Origin of the sequence: Vibrio sp. 2-Bac 85, assembly GCF_037546705.1 — a bacterium.
Classification (GTDB): Bacteria; Pseudomonadota; Gammaproteobacteria; order Enterobacterales; family Psychromonadaceae; genus Psychromonas.
In genome coordinates, this window is the sequence record NZ_JALAAB010000030.1 from 1 (window position 1) to 25,643 (window position 25,643).

Consider the following 25,643-nt stretch of genomic DNA (forward strand, 5'->3'; position numbering starts at 1 on the left):
AACCTTAAAAGAAGAAAAACATAACTAATTTTTTCTTCTTTTATTTATATTCTCCAAGTGGATAACACAGTAAATAGGTATAAAAAAATCCGAGGCTGTTAGGCATCGGATTTTTATTTTCTGACTTATTGCTTAAGGGAGCCTTAAGCGAATTAAACGACCATTAACACTATCTTAAGTGCGGGGTATTAGTGGTCACGTGCAAGTTTTGTGCACGGTGACGTAATACGTGGTCAAGTAACGTGATCGCCATTTGCGCTTCTGCGATAGGCACCGCGCGAATACCAACACAAGGGTCATGACGTCCTTTTGTAATCATTTCTGTTGCTTCACCGTCAGTTGTGATGGTGCGACCAGGAATAGTTAAACTTGATGTTGGTTTTAAAGCAATAGACGCAATGATATCTTGCCCAGTTGAAATACCACCTAATACACCACCAGCATGGTTTGATAAGAAACCTTCAGGTGTCATCTCATCGCGATGTTCGGTACCTTTTTGGTTCGCCACAGCAAAACCGTCACCAATCTCAACACCTTTAACTGCGTTAATACTCATTAACGAGTGAGCTAATTCAGCATCTAAGCGATCAAATACAGGTTCGCCTAATCCAACCGGTACTCCAGAAGCGACCACAGTGACTTTAGCGCCAACAGAATTACCTTCTTTAATCAACGCTTTCATATAATCTTCAAGCGCTGTAATTTTGCTGACATCTGGGAAGAAGAATGGATTATTTTCTACTTCATTCCAGTCAATCATATCCGGTGTAATATCCCCTAATTGGCTTAAATAACCACGGATTTCAACACCAAACTGTTCTTTTAGATACTTCTTAGCAATCGCACCTGCAGCAACACGCATTGCAGTTTCACGTGCAGAAGAACGGCCACCGCCACGGTAATCACGGTGTCCATATTTCTGATGGTAAGTATAATCTGCATGGCCAGGGCGAAATAAATCTTTAATTGCAGAATAATCTTTAGAACGCTGATCGGTATTTTCAATAATCAATCCAATGCTGCATCCCGTCGTTTTACCTTCAAATACACCCGATAAGATCTTTACTTGATCGCCTTCTTGGCGCATCGTGGTATAACGAGATTGTCCCGGACGACGACGGTCTAAATCGTGCTGTAAGTCAGCTTCAGTGATTGCTAAATTAGGTGGAATACCGTCAATAATACAACCTAATGCTGCACCATGGCTTTCACCAAAAGTTGTCACCTTAAAAACTTGACCAATACTGCTTCCTGCCATTTTTAATTTCCCACTTCATAATGTTTGATATTGAAAAGACAACTTACTCGCCTTTCCAGTTAACTTATTTACAAATTTCAATGCCACTTTTTAATGCTATTTTTCAGTTCTATTTTAAAAGCACTTAAGACCATTTAGTCTAATTTAAGTGTTTCATTGCAGCTTAAATATCGGCTTATAATTATGCTTAACTATGCTTATTTTATGCTTTTATAGCCTTTTATAGCTTAATTATATTTTAATATTATCAAGCTGTGCTTTAGTTAAAACAAATACGCCATGTCCACCAATAGAGAATTCAATCCATTGGAATGGGATATCAGGATAAGCAGCTTGTAAATGTACCTGTGAATTACCTACTTCTACAAACATAACGCCATCTTCATTTAACATTGAAGAGGCTTGACGAAGCATATCACGTACCAAATCTAAGCCATCATTACCGCAAGCTAATCCTAATTCAGGCTCATGCTTATATTCTTCCGGTAAGTTTGCCATATCTTCAGCATCTACATAAGGCGGGTTTGACACAATTAAGTCATATTTCTCGTTTTCAACACCGCTGAACAAATCAGACTGGATAGGGAAAACTTGCTGCGATACACCATGATTTTGAATGTTAATGTCTGCAACTTCTAAGGCGTCTTCAGATAAATCAACGGCATCCACTTCCGCATCAGGAAAGGCATAAGCACAAGCAATCGCAATACAACCGCTACCAGTACATAAATCGAGAATACGTTTTGGAGACTCTTTTACCCAAGGAGCAAACTTAGCTTCAATTAATTCAGCAATAGGTGAACGAGGCACTAAGGTGCGTTCATCAACGTAAAACTCTAATCCTGCAAACCAAGCACTATTGGTTAAATAAGGGACTGGAATACGTTGTTCAATGCGCGTCACAACCAAATCAACTAACATTTGGCGCTCACGTTTGGTTAGTCGCGATTGCAGAATCATAACATTGCTTTGCAGCTCGATATTCAACGATGGAAAAATTAATTGTACTGCTTCGTCCCAGGCATTATCAGTGCCATGACCAAAAAATAAGCCCGCACGATTAAACTCAGTCACAGCCCAACGTACAACATCTTGAATGGTTACTAACTCTTCAACCGCTTCATCACTAAAAATCGTATCCAATTTATTCTCCACTTGAGGTAAACTTCGCACATTCAACTACCTAGTTTTGGAAAAAACATGACCGATAAAAATAATGATAATGATTTTTCGCTGTTTAGCGCAGAATTTGCTGGTATAAAAAAATTGCAACAGGATACCATAAAATTGCCACCGAAAAACATCAAGAATAAAGCGGTCATTAAAGAAAAACGTGAACAAAATTTTGAGCAGAGCCACTTCTCGGATGCCTTTGAGCCTCATTTACCTGAAGATGGGCCTGTACGCTACAGCCGGACAGATGCACAAAAATATTTAGTGAAACAATTACGCCGAGGCGATTTCACGCCAGAAATTATTCTTGATTTACATGGTTTGACACAACACCAAGCAAAGAATGAACTGGCTGCGCTGATTAGCTGTTGTAAAAAAGAAGGATTATATTGCTGTAGTGTGATCCACGGAGTGGGTAAACATATATTAAAAAAACAAGTGCCGTTATGGTTAGCACAACATCCCGATATCCTAGCGTTTCACCAAGCACCACTGGAATTTGGTGGCCAAGGTGCTTTATCGGTGTTAGTAGAGTTAGCCGATTGGCAAATGAAAGAAGAAAAAAAGCGTTAACATCCAAGCATTATGACTTAAGAGGATTATGATTTAAGAGTCCAATGTTTATTAAGCAAACTATGATCTTTTAATGTTTTAACCACTTTTTCTAATACTGGTCCCGATGCATGACGACGAGAAACTAAACAACCGACAACAGTCAGCCAACCATCAAACTCGTGTGAAACAGGTAATGAAATAACACTCCCATTGTTGATTTGTTGATGCGCTAATAACTCAGGTACTACAGCCCAACCTATATTATTTTTAACAAGCTCAATCAAGGCCATATGACTGTTTGCATACCAAGCCGTGGGGCTTATTTTATAACTAAACCATAACTCCTTTTTGTGCGCACTACGATGTACACATTGCCGATGAGCTTGCAAATCGGACTCAGTCACTGAGGATAAAGCGGAAAGTGGATGTTGCGGCGATGCAATGGTTAAAAAGCGAGCATGCCCCAAAGTAAAAAAATCCATACCGGTTTTTAATTCACCATCAACATAGATAATACCAATATGAGCTTGTCCCGCTCTCACTAACTCTTCCACATCAAAAGTAGAGGTAATGATGATCTCTACATCTGTAATAGGAAACTGATTTGCCAATGGCGAGAGTATAGTCATCAATTCGTCATTAACCACACTTTCATCAATCGCAATGACCAATTCATGTTCAGCTCCCTTCGCTAATGATTCAACCTTCTGATCAAAAAACTGCTGCTGATGCAATATCGACTTTGCAATTGGCAGTAATGCTTTCCCCTGCGAGGTTAAGCTCGGTATGTTTTTTTCCCGGCTAAACAACTCTTGGTTGATCGCTATCTCAAGGTTAGAAATAGCTTGGCTTACGCCCGATTGAGCACGTTTCAACTGGCGAGCTGCTGCCGAGAAAGAGCCTTCTTCACAAATTGTCACAAAGATTTTTAATTGTTCCAGACTATACATGATGCTTACTCGAGAAAATAATAATTCAGACTATCATCATTCGTGATGGCTGTTAATTTTATCCTGTGATAAAGATCACTATAATCGCAATTTCTATCCGTACTTCCTATCTGTATTCACTACCTGTATAGGAACCTTTTATCAAAAACTTAAAGAGAGAGAAAGTAACAAAATGAAACCGATTGAACGTATCTTTCATGCTGTATTATTTGAAGTATTAGCAGTCACTTTAGCAATTGTTGTACTGAGCACATTTACAAGCCATGATGCAGGAGCACTATCAGGAACAATGATAGCTGTAGCAACTATCGCTATGGCATGGAATTTCATCTATAACTGGGGTTTTGACCAAATTGTCACAGGCGATAAAACAAAACGTACGTTAATTTTACGTATTGCTCACACTGTTTTATTTCAAATCGGTTTATTAATTGTAACTATTCCTGTGATCGCATTATTGTTGGAAATCGGTTTATGGCAGGCACTTATTATGGATATTAGCGTCACTATTTGCATAACAATTTATGCCTTTATTTATAACTTAACCTATGACCATGCAAGAGCATTTATTGTTCGCAAGCCTTTGGCAGTTAGTTAAGTCATTAATTTTAGCAGTAGTAAAATGCACCATGTATTTTGTAGATTACAAAACACATGGTGCAAGATTAGTGGTCATTAATTGTTTTATTGCTTTCTGTTAATGAGCGTCAGTTAATGTGAGTCTTTTATCACTTGATTCTTTAAGCCTTTTTATTTCACCCCATGATTTTTAATAAATAACCTAAGTAGATTCAAGTTATTTGTTAACTGGTATTAATTGCTATTAAGAATTATCAAGCGTTTTTAATATCATTATATATTTTAAATATATCGATTTGTTCAGCTAACACAGGACGTTGGAAAAAATACCCTTGAGCAAAGTCACACTTCTGCTGTTGTAACATAGCCAAACTATGTTGGGTCTCCACTCCCTCTGCAATAATTTTCATATCGAATTGTTTGCCCATACTAATAATAGTGGATGCAATCGTATCGTAATCACTGACAAAGCTTTTATCGATTTTTAATACATCAAAGGGGAGCTGTCTTAAATAACTTAAACAAGAGTACCCTGTTCCAAAATCATCCATTAATAGCCTAACACCCATTTCTGAAAGTTCATTTAATGTTTTTAAGAACACATCATTATCAGAAACTGTCATGCTTTCTGTAATTTCAAGGTCTAAACAATGTGGGGGAATATCAAACTCAGCAAGTATACTTTGTACTAATTTAGGAAAATTCGGATTGAATAATTGATAAGGAGATACATTCACAGCAATATTTAATTTGCTAGCACCACTATCTCGCCATAGTTTATTTTGTCGACAGGCATTTCTTAATACCCATTCACCTATCTCTATAATCTGACCAGAATACTCAGCAATAGGAATAAATACCTCAGGTGAAACAAACGTATCTGGGTCCAATTGCCAACGTAATAAAGCCTCTGTGCCTTGCGTTGTATAATTATTTAAATTAACTACAGGTTGATAAGCAATATGCAGTTGATCTTTATCTATTGCAGAGCGTAATTGAGACTCATAGGATAAACGTCGAGCATGGTCTTTACTAAAAAGATCCTGATAAAATAGATATTGATTTTTGCCCTCTTTTTTAGCTTTATACATGGCTGTATCAGCATATTTAACAAGACTTTCAGCATCATCGGCATTATTTGGATAAACCGAGATACCAATACTAGCAGTGACATGGACCTCGCTATCTTCTAATGCAATAGGCTCAGCAATAACCTTAATAATATTAGCGGCAATATGCTCAACTTCATGAGTATCAGTTGAAAAGTTAACGATAGCAACAAACTCATCTCCTCCAAACCTAAATACAGCATCATTATCACTCATCGCTTTAAATAACCGTTTGGCTATAATATTCAGTAATTTATCGCCTTGAGCATGGCCTCGAGTATCATTCACATCTTTAAAGCGGTCTAGGTCAATAAAAAACACGGCAAACTTTTTATCGCCACACATTAAAATATTGTGATTTATTTTTTTGTCTAACGCATTTCGATTAGGTAACTCAGTGAGCGAATCTTTATGGGCAAGCAATCTATTTTTTTTCTCACTAATCATTAATGCACTTTTTGTTTTTTCCATTTTTTCTACAACTTTTAAAATTGCTTTAGCAATAGTAAGCGCCATTAGAAAAAAGACTACGGATAATACAACTGTCACCATCGTTGAGGTTGTAACAATAAAATCAGCTAATTTATTAACCGGTACAATAAACTCAATAGAGTTGATTCTGAATTTTTTATAACCCTCATTAAGGTCAGATTTCATGGTAGCAGGAGTGATCAAACCTTGCTCAAATAATCTAATACTTTCCAATAAGTCATCTGCTATTTTAATATCATATTTACAAATGGTAATGATACTTTCCGCATTGATCATTCTCATAAAAAATCGGTCAATCTTGCTAGGTAATTCAATGCAAGCTTCAGGTTGATCTTGAATTTTTTGTACCACTTTTTTAAGCATAGCAGTGTCAGGAATAGCATTAGGATAACGTGAAATCAACTCACTGAGTTCGATAACATGATTAAAATGTTGACTATTAAGTTGGTGGAATCTTGCAGCATCAGCAATTTTGAAGGCACTAGTCACAACAATAATAGAAAATAATGAGATAAGTAGCATTAAGATGGTGAGTTGTTTATTGATCGTCATTAAAAGTCCATTTTTTAATTAATCTGAATATATCAGTGTAAAACAAATTTCTTTATATAGACTTTATGATGGTTATTTAAGCCTAGTTCAGTGCAAATTTAAGATAAACATCCTTGATTAAAAAACATCAAAGCTCTTTATAAATACCATCCATTTTGTATTATAAAGTTTGAACAAAACCATCAAAGTATATTGACAATAAAAGTATAGAGCAGTTAATAAAAAGCACGTCCAAGTATCAGTAATCAATCATTTCATCAATCTAAAATAACTAATATGGAGTTTCATCTAAAACTTGTTCCTATACATTTATGTACGCATATTAAATGAAAATACATACATAAATGTTAAATAATTGATATTAAGTTAACTGACGCATAGCTTAGGTCACAAAGGCTATAATATAAAGTTTATTCAACACCCCTCATGTTTTTCGAGAAGGCACTCTAATTAAAATTAAGTATTTTGAGTAATAACTGCTTTTTATTAAATGCGAAAACCAAAGTCAGATGCATTATCTAAACTCATAATGATGAAAACTTAGTACATAAGTTTGATCCACTATCAAATAACGCAAGCAAGCGTGCTTAATGTGTTGTAAGTTAATATAAAATAAATTATTTTTTGATATTAGTCATTCTCACATAAATCTAGGTTATCTATTTAAGTTATCTACTTTTTAGATAATTCACTCCATCAATAAGGGTTACCATGATAGGAAAAATAAATAAAAGCTCACTTCTCTTAGGCCTACTTACGTTCATTTTAAGTATAAATGCAGCCAATGCGGCAGAAAAGATTCGTGTTGGCGCATTACGCTGGACATCTCACGCTGCAAGCTTTGTGGCATATGAACGTGGATATTTTAAAGAAGCGGGATTAGATGTTGAATTTAAATTTTTTAAAGCGGCACAGCCCATGGCAATCGCTATTGCTTCTGGAGATGTTGATTTTGGTATCACGGCCGTTTCAGGTGGTTTAATTAACCTTGCTGGAAAAGGTGCGATAAAAGTAATCGGTGGTGTGTTAAATGAAGAAGACGGTGTTGATGGTCAAATGATCCTTGCGTCTAAAAAAGCCTATGACGCAGGACTCAAAACACCTGCAGATTTAAAGGGGCACTCCTTTGGCATCACTCAAACTGGCTCATCTTTTCATTATATGGCGCATAAAATAGCACAAAAAGAAGGTTTTTTAGACTCCGATATCAGCTTTAAACCGTTACAAAAAATTGGATCAATTATTGGTGCATTAAAAACTCAACAAATTGATGCTTGGGCAGTGGTACCTCATATCGCTAAAGAGCTGATTAAAAATAAGAATATTACGTTGATTGGCAAAATCTCTGATTATATACCCAACTACCAGGTGACCACTGTTTTCACTTCGTCCAACACCGCTAAAAACAAACCTGAACAGGTGAAAGCTTTTCTTACTGCATTTTCAAAAGGTGGAGCTGATTTTAATGCTGCATTAGTAGATAAAACGGCAGGTGAAGAAGCTGCTACTGAAATGGTGACATTAATTCACAAATACGTTTATAGCGATAAACCTTATGATAAAGCCGCACCTTCTATCATCAATGGCGCAATGCGACTTAACCAAGGTGCAAAATTAAATATCGCCAGTATTGAAGATCAATTAAATTGGTTTAAAACCGAAGGTTTGGTTAAAAGTAATATAACAATGGATATGTTAGTTGATCCTAGTTATGTAGATAGCTACTAAATTTGAGTATTTTATGAACTTACATATCAACAATATTTCTCATCGTTACTCAGATGTTAATGTGCTAGAAAATATAAACCTTGAAATTAATCAACACCAGATTGTCTGTTTAGTAGGGCCTTCTGGCTGTGGAAAGTCAACATTGCTTAGACTCATTGGAGGCTTGGAAAAGCCTTCTAGTGGTCAAGTCACACAAATTGGAAATCCACCAGAAAACTCTATTAACCCACTTACCTATATATTTCAAGATTTTGCGCTACTGCCTTGGCGCAGTGTCTATGACAATATTTCATTGGTGCTTGAAGATCATGGCATCGCCAAAAAAGAAATTAAATCAATCATCGATGATGTACTCGAAAGAACAAAACTCAGTGAATTCGCCAATGCTATGCCCAAACAACTCAGTGGAGGTATGAAACAAAGGGTAGCCATTGCCAGAGCGTTGAGCGTTCGCCCTGCAGTTTTATTGATGGATGAACCACTTTCGGCACTGGATAGCCAAACCAGCGAATTACTGATGGATGATTTAGTTTCTCTCTGGGATAGGGAAAAGTTTACCGCATGCTATGTAACACACAATTTAAGTGAGGCAGTACGCTTAGGTCATAAAATAGTGGTACTCAGCCGACGCCCTGGCACCATTAGCGAAGTGGTCACTATCGATATTCCATTAAATGAAAGAAAAAACCACAGCGAAGCACTGGATATTAAGCAAAAATATTTATGGAACCTGATGCGCGAAGAAGCTTTACTTGCTGATAAGGAGCTGATCAATGTCAACTAACGAACAGCAAGTGAGCAAAGAAGTCCCCTTTAGAGGAGGTGGTTTTACACATAAACCAATCATTTTTGTTGGCCCACTTGTCTTTATCTGCCTGATCGCTTTACTTGAATGGGGAACGAGTACGGGATGGATTTCAGACTTAACATTGCCTCGCCCATCAGGTGTAGCGCAAACCCTTGTTGACCTTTACAACTCAGGCCTTTTATTTAAGCATCTACTACCTTCATTAACTCGTTTACTAATGGGTTCAATAATGGGTATAACCGCCGGTATTGCTGTCGGGCTATTAATTGGGCTATTTAATCTAGTGAGAGCAGGTGCTTTACCTGTTGTTGCCGCCCTTTTCCCTGTGCCTAAAATCGCCCTTTTACCTTTATTTGTGATTTGGTTTGGCATTGATGAAGGCTCAAAATATGCTTTAATCGCTTTAGGATCTTTCACACCGACCGTAGTGGCGACCTATGCAGCTATTGATAATGTGGATAGAGGTTATATTCGCATGGGGCAAAGCTTTGGACTGTCATGGGTTTCAATAGTACGTAAAATTGTATTACCCGGTGCCCTTCCAGGCATTCTGTCAGGACTTAGAATTTCCCTTGCAATATCAATTATTCTTTTAGTTGCCGCAGAAATGCTAGGGGCAAGTTATGGAATAGGCGCTTATGTGCTTGAAGCAGGATCGCTGTATGATTTAGAGCGTCTTTTTGCAGGTGTATTTATATTGTCTGTGCTTGGCGTAATTATAAATTGGTTTGTTGGTGTATTAGAGCATCGACTTTTAAGTTGGAGAACTTAGAAAGCAGTGCTTATAAAGATTTCTATCAAAAGTATCTTCCGGTCACACCCGAAGGGACATTTATGACAGCGCTTTAAGACTGTCGGAAAGCAAAGCAGTAGCTATTTTTCTCAGCTAGCTACTGCTTCTTAATTAACGATTGCAGTTTTGTAGCTACCTAAATATTTGTACCTAGTATCTGCATCTAAAAGATCGAAACTTACACTTAGCAACTACCAATCTAGCAACTAGCAACTAGCAACTAGCAACTACCAATCGAGCACCGAGCACCTAAAATCTAACAATAATCATTGTTTGATTGACATTAATATGTCCAATGCTTGATGACGTTTTTCGCTATCATAAAGATCATTTGTAAATATAAATTCATCAACATTTAATTGCTGTGCGATTATTTCCAGTTTGTGCTTGATACTCGTAGGGCCTCCTATCACGCTAAGACTTAAAAAGTTATCTACTTGTGCTTTTTCCTGTGCGTTCCATAAATTATCCATGCTAGTAACCGGTGCTTTTAACCATAAACCTTGACCACGCATTAATGCCAATACGCGTTGCTTTGAAGTGGTGGATAAATATTCAGCTTCTTCATCGGTTGCGGCGGCAACGAGTGGTAGTGCAAGCATAAAGTAAGGTGCTTTAAGTGTTTCAGAAGGTTTAAATTCACGTCGATATAACGCCACAGCATCATGCAAGAATCGAGGAGCAAAATGTCCGGCAAACACATAAGGTAACCCTTTTTGTGCAGCTAATTGCGCACTAAATAAACTAGAGCCTAACAACCACAGCGGCACATTTGTATTTTCACCGGGGATGGCACGAATAGCATGCTTTCCATCATAGGGACCTAATAGTTGTTGTAACTCACTCACTTCAGCAGGAAAGTTATCTGCACGGCGTAAATCACTGTTTAATGCTTGGCTAGTTACTGGATCACTGCCTGGAGCTCTGCCTAAACCCAAATCAATTCGCCCTGGATATAAACTTTCTAGAGTACCAAATTGCTCTGCGACTACTAAGGTGGAATGATTAGGTAACATAATACCACCTGAACCTACACGGATTTTTTGGGTATTACCCGCAATATGACCAATTAAAATCGACGTTGCAGCACAAACAATACCAGGCATATTATGATGTTCAGCAAGCCAAAAACGATGGAAGCCAAGTTGATCGGCGTGTTGCGCATACTGAGTACTTTTTTGTAGTGTTTCAGAGACACTTGCATCTTCCCGCATGGGCGCAAGTTCTAATAATGAAAAAGGGATATTAGCTAACAATGTTCCACCTCGTAATGAAAATAAACTTATCACGGCAAAAATATAACAATCATAATCAAGCTGTAAGCAGTATTTCAAGTTATAGCAAATTTTCCCACTTTTCAATGACAAAGACTCTCAGCTAAAAAATAGCAAGGGCAAGGAGCAGATCAAAATGAACATTATTAACCTACCCTCATTTATCAATAATCTCACTTCAAGCTTTCAGCCACTGGTTTGACTTTTACTGCACCATTACCGTTTATTTTTACTGCTACATTATTGGTTGTATTAACCGAAGGTGATAACACAGAAGCGATGGAGGCAAACACAATAATGCTAATACCAATACTTTGTGTAATAACAAGTTGCTCATTTAAAATAAAGAACCCAGCCAATGCACCTAAAACAGGTTCTCCACTTGTGAGTACACCATAGGTTTTAGTCGGTAAATGTCGTAATGCTTGCATCTCCAAAACTAAAGGGATCAAACTCGATAATAATGCAACGCAGATCAACAACCCCACTATTTCGATGCTCATATCACTTAAAGAAAATGAGTTTGCTGCTACCGGTAATAGCGCCATCGATGCAACGATTAACCCTAACGCAGGGGCTCTAAAACCGTGAGCGGCACCTGCTTTTTTACCAATAATAATATAACTCCCCCAAAAAAAACCAGCAATTGCTGCATACACTAAGCCCCGACTATCTAAGACTACATCACTTGAAGCACTAGGGATCAGTAGATAAATACCTATAGCGGCGAGTATAGCCCACACAAAATCACTTTTGTTTTTAGAAAATAAGATTGCAACCAATAACGGGCCAATTAACTCAACGGCCAGTGCAACGCCAATGGGGATAGACTTAATGGCTAAATAAAAAAACAAGTTCATACCAGCAATAGTGACACCATACATCAATACTGCTCCTATATTTTGACCAGTTATTTTGACCTCCCATACACGACACACAAAAAACAACATGATCGCCGCTATGCTCAAGCGCATAAAAGTAACGCTTTCAGGTGGGATGACAGAAAATATAGACTTCGCCAGTGATGCCCCAACTGTGATTGATAACATCGCGACTATTATCGCTACAACAGCGAATAGAGTTTGATTTTTATTGATTAAGGAACGCATAGGTTTCTCACTTTGATGAAGAAATATCTATGATAAAATTTATCAATAATGAGTGATTAATATTGTTTATTTAGCGGGCAATATGATAAAAATTATCATCATTCATTTAAAAAAGGCCTTGTAATTATGGACAACATAGATCTTAAGATTCTTCAACAACTACAAATAGATGCCAAGGAATCGATGGCTGAGATTGCAGCACAAATTGGCCTCTCTGAACCTGCTTGTTATCGTCGAGTAAGAGAGTTACGCAAAAGTGGTGTTATTGAAAAAGAGATGGCGATCATCAAACCTAAAAATATGGGCTGGCCGTTAAGTATGATGTTATTGGTTGAATTGGAAAGAGACCATAGCGCTATCGTCAATGCATTTTTAAGCAGAATAAATAAACAACCAGAAATTATCGACTCATGGTTTGTAACAGGCGATTATGACTTAGTTTTACAAGTGATCGCAGCAGATATGGAAGCCTTCGATCAATTCACACAACAAGTGCTACATAAGGATAATAGCGTCAAAAACTTTAAAACTTTAGTTGTGATGCGTCACTCCAAAGCGCATGGCCCTATTCCACCAGCTCAATAATAGAAAATGCTTTATATCTAGTTTTGCTTTTTAACTTAATGTGAAAAGAACACTACTACTCACTTTACGTATTCGAAATGAGGTTACTTAACCTCAATTCTAGATAATAAAAGCGTATTCATATTTAAATTCATAAACCTATATTGCACATTAGACCGCATCACTAGTTTTGTGAAGTTTAAAGCGGTTTAATGAAGTAATAACCGGTTATCGCAAGATAAATCAACACAGAAACTATTAAAAAGAACGGTGTTGACTTGTTTTGCTTATCCCAAGTGAGGTTACTTAACCATTTGTTGATGCATTGCTTTAACTAGCGAAACCAGTGCATCTTTTGATAACTTATCAGCCTTGTGAACGGTATCCGCTAGGCTTTTTTTGTCAGCGACAATTGGCATGAAATCAATGGTTGGCTTAAGTACTTTTTTAATTAATTTTTTAGCTGTTTCAGGATCATTATTAGCAATAATTTCCAACACTTCCGCTTTCATTGCAGCATTTTTATCCAACAGTAACTTAGCCACGTGAGTAAAACCTACGACTTCACATTGCGCTAATGTGCCAAATTTAGGCAGCATACGCCAAGAAATCAACGTATTAGGTGTTACTTCTTCAATATCTGTTGAACACTCATCGATAACATTTGACCAAACCCAATCTAGAAAAGCTTCATCACTACACAGTATTTCTCTCGCTTTGTTACAAGCTTTACCAATTTTATATTTAGCTTCTTGTTTCTGTTCTGCCGTGGGTGAATCAAAATCAATATAATGTGTTGTATTTAAATATTGTAAGATAATTTCTTGCTGTTCTTGTAACGCTGAGCTCATGAGTATGCCTATTTTAAACACTTTTTAATGTGTCGTTTTTATGTGTATGTTTTACGTATATTGACGAATTCAGCGCAGTGTATCGGCCACTCGCTAGAAAACCAATACTAAATTGTAACATTCGATAAAGACTAGCCATTATCATCATGTTACGCCTTGTTTTGTCATCTTAGTGAGCGAATGAATAATACATTTTGATAGCTAACGGGTATATAACACGACAAAACTAATTGCTGATCTAGGCGGACAACAAATTGTAATCACTTCGAATAATCAATTACTGTTTAATTTGACACTATTTCTGATCTCTAACTTATATTGAACGAATTCAATATGATTTTTTAAGAAATCTTTTTCGTCACTCTGTATCAATCGATATAACAAGTTTGCAGCTGCTCTTCCGGCTGAATTAGAGTCATAAAAAAGAGAGGTTATCTTTGGGTTGTAGTGTTGGGCAAACACTCCACCACCTACCCCACATACGCTGACATCTCCAGGTATAGAAAGGCCTTGATCCAAAATATAGTTTATTGCGCCAATTGCCATCTTATCGTTTGCAGCAAATATTGCATCAGGAGCAGAACCAAATTGTTCGAATATACGCTGACAAGCATCATAGCCACTTATAACAGAAAATGCCCCGATGCTGAGTAGCCGTTCATCTTTCTTTATGCCATGTTTTTCAAGTGCATTCAAATACCCTTGTTTACGCTCAACTCCTACTGAGACATCTTCCTCGCTAACCCCTATATATCCAATATTATGATGATGATTATTGAGTAAATAATTGGTTAACTCTTGAGCCGCTGCTATTTCATTAAATACAACACATGGCGTTCCATCTAACGATTTTTGTCCCATAATAACAATAGGAATATGAAGTCGTTTAATACGAGATTGGTGTTCAGGGGTGAGTGTTGTTGCAATTAAAATAATCCCATCAACTTGCTTCTCTTTAAACAGGTCAAGATATTCAAATTCTTTATCTACAGAGTGGTTTGTGTTGCCGAGAATAACGCTATAACCTTGCTTTGAAAAATAATCATCAATACCTGCAACATTTTCACCCGATGAAGTGGCATTAATTTTTGGCAAAATAACACCAATTGTAAGACTTTTTTTGCTATGAAGTGCTTTAGCAAATGCGTTTGGCCGATACCCTGTTTCATCGAGTATGACTTGGATACGATCACGTACTTCTTTTTTTACATAACCAGAAGAGTTGATCACTCTTGATACGCTGGAAGATGATGTTTGCGCTAGATTAGCAATATCTTTTAGATTCAAAATACTTTTCGTCAACCTGTTACCTCATGATAAGTCATATTTATCAAATCTTGCTATTGTACAAGATCCATGGGAGTAAATACTAATATTACGAGCTTCACTTAATGGAAACACACGGCTAGTAAAAACTTCTTCTCCATTATTAACAAATATTTCAATAGATGATTTATCTAGAAACATATGCAGCTTTAAACTTTGCTTTGATAGCAATGTACAACTGCGTACACCTGATTGATTTGGTGTTGAATTTCGGTCTAAACTTAATTTGCGATTGTTAGGGTTGAATGTAAGATCAATATGATAATGGTCATAAGCATTAAAATAAACACCACATTTCCCCTGAATGTCATTTAATTCGATTTCAATTTCACAGCAAGGTGTGTGTATTTGAGTGAATGATTGTGAGTTGCTAACTAGAATGTCTTGATAACTCAATTGGTTTTGACGTAACTGTTTTAATTCTTCAACTGGGTACTGATATAAACGTCCATTTATAATTTTAAGCTCACGAATCAGTGTTAGTGCATGTAGCCAGTTATACGCTAATGTGGGTTGCTCATCTTCTTCAGGTATTCCCATCCACGCACTCATTAAGCGCCGTCCCTTTGAGTCAGTAGTAGTTTGCGGAGCATAAAACTCAAAACCGCGATCAAGTTCTATAAATTCATTATGCTTAAACTCATGAGCTTGTACATTATATGAGCCTATAAAATATCCTGATTGATATTTATTGTGGTACTTATCTCCCTCCTTCTCTATCCCTTGAGGTGAGCATATCAAAATGTAGTTATTATCGAGTTCAAAGAAATCTGGGCATTCCCACATATAACCAAAATAACCCAATTCATTAAGCCCACTACCTGCTAATGGCCCCATTAACTCCCAATCATGTAACTTGGTGGCACGATATAATAATATCTGCCCTTTTTTATCGATCGTTTGTGCGCCAATCACACAATACCAAACCCCATTATCATGCCAAATTTTAGGGTCACGAAAATGTGCAGTATAACCTGCAGGAGGACTATCGATCACAGGCCCCTTTTTTATAAACTTGTCATTTAAGCTATTCGCTTCTGCGATACATTGAGTTGACAGCCTTGTTCCATCTTTATTTTTTACATTTCCAGTATAAAATAGCATCAACTTTTCATTATCAACAAACGCGCTACCAGAATAACAACCATTTTTATCATAATCCTGATCTGGTGCCATTGCTGTAGGCAACAAACGCCAATTAACTAAATCATCACTGATACAATGTGCCCAAAACTTACTTCCATGTGCGCATTCAAATGGATTCCATTGATAAAATAAATGATATATACCTTTATGCTCTATAAAACCATTAGGGTCGTTGAGCAAACCAACGGCTGGGCTTATATGGTATTTAAGACGAAATGGATCTTCAATATTACACAGAGCAGCACTCGCAGCGTTATCTGCCTTTAATAGCAAATCAACCATACTATTTTACTTCCTTTAGTTGGTCTAATGTTGGGATGGCAGATATTGCCCCCATTTGAGTACAAGTTAATGCACCTACTTTGTTTGCAAACGTCACCATTTGACATAACTCAAAATGATCAAAGCTCACTTTTCTATGTTTTGCTAGTTGATATAATATTGCGCCAATAAAAGCGTCTCCTGCACCAGTAGAGTCAATAGATTTGATAGGAATACTGGGTACAATTTTTTGTAGGTTATTATAAGAAACTAATGTTCCCTTTTTTCCAAGTGTCACCAGAATACAAGGGCAACCAAGCCCATGTAAATATTCAAGCCCAATAGAGCTATCATTGTTTCCCCCTAAAATAACTAACTCTTCTTCACTGACTTTTAACAAATGTGTCCACTTTAAACAGGGTAAAACGGCTGTTTTGAAGGCATCTTCGTTCAACCAAAGTGCTGAACGGTAATTAGGATCAAATGAAACAAACTCACCTTTTGAAGAACACTCTTCCATAACACTAATATAAGTATCTCTTGTAACACTAGGCAAAAGAGCTGTTGCTGAGCCAAAATGATAAATTTCTGACTGATTAGTTTTTATCAAGACATCAGTCCGAGTAAGCTCTCCATCCGCACCTCGATTAAACACAAAGTCTCGCTCTCCGTCATCTGTTAACGAAACAAAAGCTAATGTAGTTGGATGTTCAGCATCAAATAAAACCCCCTTAGTTCCGACGTTAGCATCAGTTAACACCTGCTTTAGAAAAACACCAAAAGGATCATTTCCCACTTTTCCGATGAACTCTGCTTTACCTCCTAACTTACTGACGGTTGCCGCAACATTAGCAGGTGCACCACCGGCTTTTTTGATAAAATTTACGCTGTCATGCAACTGCTTATTTGTATCTGTACAAATAAAATCGATCAGCAACTCACCAATACAAACCACTTTCATGTTAGATCCTTTATAAATATATTAACTATTTATTGGTTGATAAAAATATCTATGGATAGAAAAATGGCTCACTAAATAGTGAGCCATCCCCCCTATCTATTCGTATTTGGTCTTACTAATATTTTAGTGAAAATCATTGCACTTCCCATTCCGATAACAATCATTGCTAAATACATTCCTAGCCCATGACCTAGATACGCAGGTATTGCGGGTAAAAAAGTAACGCCCATTACGGCTGGAGCAATATGTGTAATAGCGGCAAATGTACCTGCAATTGCGCCACCGATAATGCCAGAGATAAATACTTTGGAGTTTGTTAATGTGACGCCAAAAAGTAGCGGCTCGGTGATCCCAAAGAAACAAGGTATTATCGAAGAGTATTTAAGCGCTTTTTCTTTTTTATCTTTAATGGTCATGGTGTAAGCGATAGCTGCACCAGCTTGCCCAGCCATCGAAGCGGTAATGAAAGCATTGAGCGGATTCACACCTTTAATGGAAGAAAGGAAGTCAAGTTCGACAACCATTAATGAATGATGCAGACCTGTCACTGTCAATACTTGTTGAATACCACCAAAAATAGCGCCGCCTAAGCCAAATGGTAAGTTAATAATCGCATCAGCTGAAATCATTACCCCATGTTCTACAACATTAAATACAGGGCCAATAACTAACAACCCAGCAAACACGGCAATAATAATGGTTAAAAATGGTGTGAATACAAGGGCAACTACAGATGGCATCCAGGATTTAATCCAACGTTCTACATACGACCCAAAAATACCGACGATAAGGGCAGGAATAATTGTCCCTTGAAAACCTTGCACTTTAAATATACCAAATGTAAGCGCTTCGGCATTTCCACTCGCTACGTCCCATGCATTTGGCAACATCGGGGCTATCAACATTAAACCAAGCACAATACCAATAACCGGTGTACCACCAAATCGATTAAACGCAGACCACACAACAAGAGCAGGTAGAAATATAAAAACGGTATCAGTGATCATTTGTGACATAACAAGCAAGTCACTTGAAAATGTCATACCTAATTGCTGAGCAAATCCACGTAAGCCCATAAATAGGCCAGTAGCTACTAAAACGGGTATCAATGGTACAAACACATCTGCTAAAGCACGCAGTGATTTTTGAAAGACATTTAAGTCATCGTAAGCTGCACTTTTTGCATTATCGTCAGTCTCACCGACCATATTTTTCAAAATACTATAAATTTCATTGACCAACCCCGTACCGATAACAATTTGATGTTGGCCAAATTGAAAAAAGTAACCCGCTACTTTTTCTACTTTTTTAATTGCTTTGGGATCCACCAAGTTGTTGTCATCAACCACAATTCGTAATCTAGTTGAACAGTGTTCCATAGCCCTTATATTTTCTTTGCCGCCCAATGATTTTAGCAACGATCCTGCGATGTCATTATTCATTTGTAACCTCACGTAAACAAAAAATGTGAAAACCTTTTCACACAACATGGTAAGCTTTTCACATCTATATTTTAAGATCAATAACGAGCTAACTTCATTTTAAATAATATGAAGTTCATCACCTTTATCATGCTTAAAGTTTTTACTTACTGACGCTGAGTATTAAGCAGTACTATTAATAAAAATTCGATTTAGAGAAGGACATTACATATAAAAGAGGTGAAAACCAAAGTAGTAAAGTAGGAAAAATTTAATCCAAAATGACGCTATGCTAGTTCATAAAAGTTATTATTTTGCAGTAAATATAGGTTACTTCCTTCAAATTAATGAATTAACAAGTTGTTTAATAGCATGTTATAAGTTGCCATAATTAATTTACACCGTACAATACTGAAAACCGGGGCCTTTGATAAATATCAGATGTCCCGGTTTTTTTTGCCCATTTTTTAGTGTTTTGATTTTTAGCCGATCAAAACATAGGCATTATTATTAATGGCTGATCTCAAAAGGAATAACCATGCGTATTGAACAAGATTTAAAGTTAGGCTTTAAAGATGTACTTTTTCGTCCTAAACGATCCACGCTTAAAAGTCGCTCTCAAGTAGACCTAACTCGCTCTTATACTTTTAAACATAGTGGACGTGAATGGTCAGGCGTGCCCATTATTGCCGCTAATATGGACTCAGTTGCAACTTTTGAGATGGCTGAAACGCTGGCTTCCCATAATGTAATGACGGCTATTCACAAACATTATAGTGTTGAAGAATGGGCTACTTTTATTAATAAAACTGATGCCAATGTATTAAAGAATATGATGGTGTCTTCAGGGACTTCTGAAGCTGACTTTCAAAAAACCAAACAGATTATGGCATTAACTGATGATCTCATTTTTATCTGTGTTGATATTGCAAATGGCTATTCTGAACACCTCGTTGATTATGTTGAGCGTGTTAGAGCTGAGTTCCCAGACAAAGTGATCAGTGCAGGTAACGTAGTCACCGGAGACATGGTTGAAGAACTTATTTTAGCAGGCGCTGATATTGTGAAAGTAGGTATTGGACCTGGCTCAGTATGCACCACCCGTGTAAAAACAGGCGTTGGATATCCTCAACTGTCTGCCATTATTGAATGTGCTGATTCTGCTCATGGTTTAGGTGGCATGATCATCGGTGACGGCGGCTGTAGTTGCCCCGGTGATGTATCAAAAGCCTTTGGTGGTGGTGCTGATTTTGTAATGTTAGGTGGAATGCTCGCAGGCCACCAAGAAAGCGGCGGTGAAATCATCGAACAGGATGGTAAGCAATTCATGAAGTTTTATGGCATGTCTTCACAAAGCGCAATGAAAAAACATTCTGGTGGTGTCGCTAAATACCGTGCTGCCGAAGGAAAAACAGTACTGCTTCCCTATAAAGGAAGCGTCAACGCAACCATTGAAGATATCATGGGTGGTGTTCGTTCAACTTGTACTTATGTCGGAGCCTCTAAGCTCAAAGAACTAACCAAACGCACTACGTTTATTCGCGTGCAAGAACAAGAAAATAACGTTTACGGTAAAGAATAACGTCACATCTGAGCCTAGTCATTATGGGTTATGGAGTTCAAAGAAGGGTATTCGTAGTGATACCCTTCTTCACTCCAAAAGTAATAAATAATAAATGTAGCTAAAGCACTTAAAAAACGGCAAATATACAATTATGGATATTTAAAAAAATACCCGCCTATGGCAACGTTTGATAACAACTTTTGATGGCAGTGCTGAACGCAATATTTGATGGCAACATCAGATGGTCAGCACACTGGGGAATGCAGGCATTAGCATAAATCAGAAAAATAAAAGCAAAAATAAAAGCAAATCATACTTAAACAACCCGAAATAATAGCTGAATTTAAAGCGCATTTTAAATACAACCATCTATTTCTCAAACTTCAGTGAGAATAACAATATGAAGGAATCAGAAAAATTTACCATCCGTGTTAACTTTAATCGAAGACAGAGCAACATATCGCAGGACGAAGACACTCATGGTTATCATTGGGGAAGAATTTTAGGGGTTTTGTTGCTTGTTATCATTGCAATTTGGTCATTTATTTTTGCGAGTGGATATTTTTCAGAGCAAAATAACCTTAATGATAAAAAAACGGCAATATCGGTAGTGAGTACCGCAGCGTTAACACCAACAAACAAGAGCACTCCTAGCGCGGTAGAAAAAGATGAAGTGTCACCCTCCTCCATTACAATATCAGACAAAGCTGAAAGCGAAAAAGCTAAAATAACATCACAAGCAGATGAATTGTTAAATGACGAAATGACGGAATCTACCAGCAATAGTTATCAAGATAAAAGTGAAAGCTTAACGCAAACTGAGCCAGTAGAGGCCCCCTCGACTAATTCGACCATAGAAAATACAGACAATGCTGCTATATTCTCTCAATCTGACGTTGAAATACTGTCGAGTAATGTCGCGCGTTTTGTTATTACCTCATCAGTTATAGAAAATGAGCCTAATGGTAAGATCGATAACATTATTTTCAAAGATAATATCGCAACCGTGTATGCCTTTTCTGAAGTAAATGATTTAAAAGATAGCACACTCTATTATATTTGGAGTATGGATGGTCAACAGATTGCAAAGGTTAAATTAGCGATTAACGGTGATCGTTGGAGAAGCCATTCAAGTAAATTTATTCAACCAACAATGCACGGACAATGGAAAGTAGAACTAAAAAATGGGCAGGATGAAATACTCGCCGTCAATAGATTTACTTATTAGCTTTGCTTACTAGGCTTACTTACTTTGATTTTTACAAGGGACAACATTTTATGAAGCCGAGCTTTTACCTTATAACTGCAATGAGCATACTCTCTCTCATGAGTTGTGCTGAAGCAGAACAATCTTTAACGGTAACGGCAAGTGCCTATACGTCAAGTGTTGGTGAAACTGATTCAACCCCAAACCTAGCGGCATGGGGCGATACCTTGAAACCAGGAATGAAATCAATCGCAGTATCAAGAGACTTAATCAAATTGGGATTAACTCACCAACAAGAAGTAAGAATCGAAGGATTTGATGGCACCTACACTGTACTGGATAAAATGAATAAACGTTGGACCAATAAAATTGACATCTACATGGGAGAAGATGTCGAAAAAGCAAACCAATGGGGAAGGCAAGAAGTAGTTATATATTGGATTGATCAGGATTAGCAATTTAACTATTCAGCGATAAGATAGCTTGATTCGGAATACTTAATAAAGGAATTGATGTCCACAACTAGGGCAATGAAGGTTCAAAGTATGCCTTAATCGCATTAGTCTCTTTCACTCCGACCGTGGTGCGACCTATGCAGCTATTGATAATATGGATAGAGATTATATTCGCATGGGGCAAAGCTTTGGACTGTTATGGAATAGGCGCTCATGTATCTAAATCATGGTAACTTAATGATTTATAAATATTTTTTATGTGTATTTGTTTTATCTGTTCTTGACGTGATTATAAATTAGTTTGTTGGTGGGCTAGAACGCAGGCTTTTAAGTTGAAGGACTTAAAAAACATGCTTTACTTATCTCTAAGCCGGTAGATTCAACTCATCATTGCATTACTTTATTATATAGTGAAATAGACTGACCTATGGGGATAATATTTACCGTTCGTCTTTGCTCATCCTATCACTTGGGTATTTATTAACTTTGATTTCGCCATGTCGGCGACTTTACTTTCTCTCTGCCAGCAGAGAAAGTAAGCAAAGAGACTGGCCCCGATAGTTTTTTTAATCTGACTCAATGATTACCTTCTTAACGCACCGTTCATACTCCACATCCCTGTCGAGCTGAACTAGCAACGGCATCCATGCCTAAACTTGCTAAAGGCACTCATTGAGCCAGAAAAACATAACGGGGGAATGGACGTAGCCACAATGAGCGTCGACTTTACTCATTAATTAGTTGGAATTCTTAGTTTCCATATATGGACATCCCGTACTTTCGTACTATGTTCAACAGGACGTAAGGTATAGCTCAAATCAGCACATGGATGTGCTGTTTTGAGTAGTGCGTTAAAAAGACGTTGAATAATACAAGAACAAAAAGATGGCTTGGGTGTCTTTTTCTTTCGTTACTTTATTTTGGGCAAGTAAAAGAAAGTAACACGCTGTTAGGGCGAAATACAAAGCTGGAAATATCTATTCTAAATGATGAGCGTAGCCGACCCACACTTATCAAAAACTAAGTTTAGAGATTTAACTATCTAATTTTAATCTAATCCCAGTTATTTATTCCTTTGAACTACAGAACAACTTTAACTGCATACGCTTCACTTTATTAAGCACATGGGGTTGAAATTTATGACTGATATAAATCCCAATTGCAGATAAAATTAATGCTGGTAGTTGGCTATAAATAAACATATAGCTACTTTGTAGAGGGTGTAAAACCCAATCTAATATAAAAAATACCAATATATTACCAATGACATAAAGGCTTAATACATACTTCAATTTAAAGAACAGCGCGACGATCGTAAAAAACAAAGTAATCATTGAAGCCATTATGATTAAAGATACCACGTCAGTCCAACCTCCTTGAGAAAACAGCACATAACGCAACATGCCCACAAATATTAATACTGAAAATCGACACGAGTTGACTCATGCTTAAACCATCCATTGACGGTGTTGTTCACATAACTTGCCTGAATATTGGTCAAAGTTTCTGGGTGTCCACAACTAGACTTTATTAATAGGAAACTAATTTAACTATTAAGGTACAGCTACAAAATTTGTTGATTCCGAATACTGGTTAAAGTAATGAATGTCTACAACTAGGACAACGGTTTGAGTTCAATAACAGTTTACTTAATGAACTAATGCGTCAAGAAGGAGCTATTGGCAACTTTGCGTTCCATAAAATCTAAGCTATGGCTTTTCTTATTTTTTCAATAGAATTAATTAAACCATCAACACCTTCGTTTACAGGAGTCTTATCTCCATGCTTTTTGTCAAGAGTATCCGATGCATTCTTAGAAACAGCATCAATTGCAGATTCTAGAAGTTTTACCATTAACCTTGGATCTTCTTGATTTAAACTTTCAATTTGAATTTTAAAACTTTGATAAGATTTGGCGAGAGCCTCCTTATGCGCATATTCTTGTTGAAGCCTTAAAGTTTCGCTTCTCCGTTTAGAGGCAAATAAGGTGAGCCAAAGAACAGGTAATACGATAGGAAGCTTATGTAAAATATTAGAAAGTAATTTGTTTAAATCGGTAACATCAGCAAATTTTATGTAAAACAATCCAAATTCTTGTGTCACGGAAATTAAGGCAACTAAAACTAAGCAGAAAATTGAACCATAAAATAATATTGAATAATTTCTAATGGGCTTATTAAAAGAAACTTTTAAGTCGTAATATGCAGTTGCTAATCCCGCGCTTGTAGCTCCGGGCAATAAACTATCTATTTCATCATTAAGTGATTTATATCTTAATTCTTGTTGCTCTTTAAATTTATCAAGGTGGTTCTCTCTTGCTATAATTTCACTTTTAAGCCCGCCCTCCAATTCCCCTTCTTCATTTTTATTACCAAAAATGGCAGTGTAATAACTTTTAAAATTAGATAGTTTTTCTTTTACATCGATCAATGATTTATTTATGGTTTCAGAATCTAATTCTGCAGAAGAAAGCGCCTGCTTAATTTCAGATGAGATAGATTCACTACTAGACTCTCCACCGAATAACTCAACTTTATATTCTTGAACTTTTCTATAATTTTCTTTGAGTTTATCTTCGAGTTCATTAATTCGAGTGCTTAAACTTTCATTTTCACTATCATCAAAATAACTTACTTCTAACTCTTTAATTTTTTGGCTTGATAGTTCAGAGTCTTGGGCATTTTGTGATGCACTATTTTTAAACTCTCCAATTTCAGTTAAAATTTCATTAGCTTTTGCTTGGAAAGTCGTAAGATTGGAGTGGATCGTTTTTGTATAGGCGACGAATGAACCGCTTGCTGATTGGGCTGCTTTTCCGGCAACTACTTGATAAGGTCTTAAATAAGTTAATAAATTATCCAAGTGATTATTTGCATTAGTGATGTGTCCAATGTTCCTATTCTGTTGGTAACTATTAATTTGTTTCAAACAAGCATCAGATTGACTGTTAAAATTATCCCATGTAGAAAGAGGTATTAATTCAGGATCACATGCAATTAATAGACTATTTAAATAAGATACGACTTTATTCAATCTTGCAAGTTCTTCTACGCTAGTAACAACTGATCCATCATCAAGCAAAAGGTCATTTGTTACTTCTAATATTTTTTTCCACTGAACTTGAAAAACGTGATTCTCAAATTGATCAACCCAACGACTCATTATATTTCCTTATTTTCAATTTTCAGCTCTACCTGAACACAATTAACACTCATTTATAACGTCATTTTAAGCAGCAAATTGCAGTTGACTAAAATAAGTAAGGCTCGAACAAAAAGCCAACTGTAATTTGTGCACCTTGAAAATTTTTGTTATGTGCTAAATACACAAAATCTATGAGTTTTTAAAATATTTTTTGTCTAGCGATTCATCTGAATCTATATGAACATCAATAGTCAGCCTTGCCCTGTGATCAAATGAACTCCTTTCTCCCACATAGTAACTATGGTCTTTTGAAACATACTGAGTTTTAGGTTTTTTATTTGTAACTACTCAGCAGGGATAAAG

Annotated in this window: 22 protein-coding genes; 9 read left to right on the forward strand and 13 right to left on the reverse strand. The window is 36.8% G+C overall.

The window, feature by feature from the left end:
- Positions 1 to 169: 169 nt before the first annotated feature.
- Positions 170 to 1,258 carry a chorismate synthase gene (gene aroC / locus MT390_RS19205; RefSeq protein WP_499442794.1) on the reverse strand — a complete coding sequence of 363 codons (1,089 nt, stop codon included), beginning with the start codon at positions 1,256 to 1,258 and terminating at the stop codon, positions 170 to 172.
- A 231-nt stretch (positions 1,259 to 1,489) separates the two neighbouring features.
- Complete coding sequence (gene prmB / locus MT390_RS19210) at positions 1,490 to 2,401, reverse strand: 50S ribosomal protein L3 N(5)-glutamine methyltransferase (protein WP_166372009.1); 912 nt, start codon at positions 2,399 to 2,401, stop codon at positions 1,490 to 1,492.
- 57 nt (positions 2,402 to 2,458) lie between these two features.
- Here prmB and smrB point away from each other — a divergent pair, with 57 nt between their 5' ends.
- A complete protein-coding gene (gene smrB / locus MT390_RS19215; protein WP_166372008.1) occupies positions 2,459 to 3,004 on the forward strand; it encodes an endonuclease SmrB in 546 nt (181 codons plus the stop codon).
- Between the two features lie 26 nt (positions 3,005 to 3,030).
- Here smrB and MT390_RS19220 read toward each other — a convergent pair whose 3' ends face one another.
- Positions 3,031 to 3,936 (reverse strand): LysR family transcriptional regulator, encoded by a 906-nt coding sequence (locus MT390_RS19220; protein ID WP_499442796.1) that lies wholly within the window; start codon positions 3,934 to 3,936, stop codon positions 3,031 to 3,033.
- Positions 3,937 to 4,108: 172 nt separating this feature from the next.
- Here MT390_RS19220 and MT390_RS19225 point away from each other — a divergent pair, with 172 nt between their 5' ends.
- Positions 4,109 to 4,534, forward strand: coding sequence for a PACE efflux transporter (locus tag MT390_RS19225; RefSeq protein WP_499442798.1), 426 nt, complete (start codon positions 4,109 to 4,111; stop codon positions 4,532 to 4,534).
- Between the two features lie 235 nt (positions 4,535 to 4,769).
- Here the strand turns inward: MT390_RS19225 and MT390_RS19230 are convergent, their stop codons facing one another.
- On the reverse strand, positions 4,770 to 6,668 hold the full coding sequence (locus tag MT390_RS19230; protein WP_499442799.1) for a putative bifunctional diguanylate cyclase/phosphodiesterase: 1,899 nt from the start codon (positions 6,666 to 6,668) through the stop codon (positions 4,770 to 4,772).
- 711 nt (positions 6,669 to 7,379) lie between these two features.
- Between MT390_RS19230 and MT390_RS19235 the strand changes: the two genes are divergently transcribed.
- The 3 genes from MT390_RS19235 to MT390_RS19245 are packed head-to-tail and all read left to right on the forward strand — an operon-like array spanning position 7,380 to position 9,976.
- Positions 7,380 to 8,396, forward strand: coding sequence for an ABC transporter substrate-binding protein (locus tag MT390_RS19235; protein WP_499442800.1), 1,017 nt, complete (start codon positions 7,380 to 7,382; stop codon positions 8,394 to 8,396).
- A gap of 13 nt (positions 8,397 to 8,409) precedes the next feature.
- Positions 8,410 to 9,180 carry an ABC transporter ATP-binding protein gene (locus tag MT390_RS19240; RefSeq protein ID WP_166372003.1) on the forward strand — a complete coding sequence of 257 codons (771 nt, stop codon included), beginning with the start codon at positions 8,410 to 8,412 and terminating at the stop codon, positions 9,178 to 9,180.
- Entirely contained in the window at positions 9,170 to 9,976 is an 807-nt protein-coding gene (locus tag MT390_RS19245; protein ID WP_499442802.1) for an ABC transporter permease, read from the forward strand. The genes MT390_RS19240 and MT390_RS19245 overlap by 11 nt, the downstream gene beginning before the upstream one ends.
- A 287-nt stretch (positions 9,977 to 10,263) precedes the next feature.
- Here MT390_RS19245 and MT390_RS19250 read toward each other — a convergent pair whose 3' ends face one another.
- Together MT390_RS19250 and MT390_RS19255 are read right to left on the reverse strand one after the other, a co-directional pair.
- Positions 10,264 to 11,253 carry an LLM class flavin-dependent oxidoreductase gene (locus MT390_RS19250; RefSeq protein ID WP_499442803.1) on the reverse strand — a complete coding sequence of 330 codons (990 nt, stop codon included), beginning with the start codon at positions 11,251 to 11,253 and terminating at the stop codon, positions 10,264 to 10,266.
- Positions 11,254 to 11,444: 191 nt separating this feature from the next.
- Positions 11,445 to 12,380 (reverse strand): EamA family transporter, encoded by a 936-nt coding sequence (locus MT390_RS19255; protein WP_499442804.1) that lies wholly within the window; start codon positions 12,378 to 12,380, stop codon positions 11,445 to 11,447.
- A 126-nt stretch (positions 12,381 to 12,506) separates the two neighbouring features.
- Between MT390_RS19255 and MT390_RS19260 the strand changes: the two genes are divergently transcribed.
- Complete coding sequence (locus MT390_RS19260; protein ID WP_499442805.1) at positions 12,507 to 12,965, forward strand: Lrp/AsnC family transcriptional regulator; 459 nt, start codon at positions 12,507 to 12,509, stop codon at positions 12,963 to 12,965.
- A gap of 281 nt (positions 12,966 to 13,246) precedes the next feature.
- Here the strand turns inward: MT390_RS19260 and MT390_RS19265 are convergent, their stop codons facing one another.
- From MT390_RS19265 to MT390_RS19285, 5 genes are all read right to left on the reverse strand, one after another.
- The gene (locus tag MT390_RS19265) at positions 13,247 to 13,795 is read right to left on the reverse strand and encodes a hypothetical protein (RefSeq protein WP_499442806.1); all 549 of its coding nucleotides are present in this window, start codon (positions 13,793 to 13,795) and stop codon (positions 13,247 to 13,249) included.
- A 273-nt stretch (positions 13,796 to 14,068) separates the two neighbouring features.
- On the reverse strand, positions 14,069 to 15,097 hold the full coding sequence (locus MT390_RS19270; RefSeq protein ID WP_499442807.1) for a LacI family DNA-binding transcriptional regulator: 1,029 nt from the start codon (positions 15,095 to 15,097) through the stop codon (positions 14,069 to 14,071).
- A 9-nt stretch (positions 15,098 to 15,106) separates the two neighbouring features.
- A complete protein-coding gene (locus MT390_RS19275) occupies positions 15,107 to 16,549 on the reverse strand; it encodes a glycoside hydrolase family 32 protein (RefSeq protein WP_499442808.1) in 1,443 nt (480 codons plus the stop codon).
- A 1-nt stretch (position 16,550) separates the two neighbouring features.
- Complete coding sequence (locus MT390_RS19280; RefSeq protein ID WP_499442809.1) at positions 16,551 to 17,489, reverse strand: carbohydrate kinase family protein; 939 nt, start codon at positions 17,487 to 17,489, stop codon at positions 16,551 to 16,553.
- Positions 17,490 to 17,581: 92 nt separating this feature from the next.
- Entirely contained in the window at positions 17,582 to 18,931 is a 1,350-nt protein-coding gene (locus MT390_RS19285) for a PTS transporter subunit EIIC (RefSeq protein ID WP_166371995.1), read from the reverse strand.
- Positions 18,932 to 19,448: 517 nt separating this feature from the next.
- Here MT390_RS19285 and MT390_RS19290 point away from each other — a divergent pair.
- From MT390_RS19290 to MT390_RS19300, 3 genes are all read left to right on the forward strand, one after another.
- Entirely contained in the window at positions 19,449 to 20,492 is a 1,044-nt protein-coding gene (locus MT390_RS19290; protein WP_499442811.1) for a GMP reductase, read from the forward strand.
- A 382-nt stretch (positions 20,493 to 20,874) separates the two neighbouring features.
- Complete coding sequence (locus tag MT390_RS19295; RefSeq protein WP_499442813.1) at positions 20,875 to 21,702, forward strand: DUF2914 domain-containing protein; 828 nt, start codon at positions 20,875 to 20,877, stop codon at positions 21,700 to 21,702.
- A gap of 50 nt (positions 21,703 to 21,752) precedes the next feature.
- A complete protein-coding gene (locus MT390_RS19300) occupies positions 21,753 to 22,136 on the forward strand; it encodes a 3D domain-containing protein (protein ID WP_499442814.1) in 384 nt (127 codons plus the stop codon).
- Positions 22,137 to 23,203: 1,067 nt separating this feature from the next.
- Here MT390_RS19300 and MT390_RS19305 read toward each other — a convergent pair.
- Together MT390_RS19305 and MT390_RS19310 are read right to left on the reverse strand one after the other, a co-directional pair.
- Positions 23,204 to 23,497 (reverse strand): hypothetical protein, encoded by a 294-nt coding sequence (locus tag MT390_RS19305; RefSeq protein ID WP_499442816.1) that lies wholly within the window; start codon positions 23,495 to 23,497, stop codon positions 23,204 to 23,206.
- Positions 23,498 to 23,840: 343 nt separating this feature from the next.
- Positions 23,841 to 25,298: a hypothetical protein gene (locus MT390_RS19310; RefSeq protein WP_499442817.1), complete on the reverse strand. Its 1,458-nt coding sequence runs from the start codon at positions 25,296 to 25,298 to the stop codon at positions 23,841 to 23,843.
- Between the last annotated feature and the right edge of the window lie 345 nt (positions 25,299 to 25,643).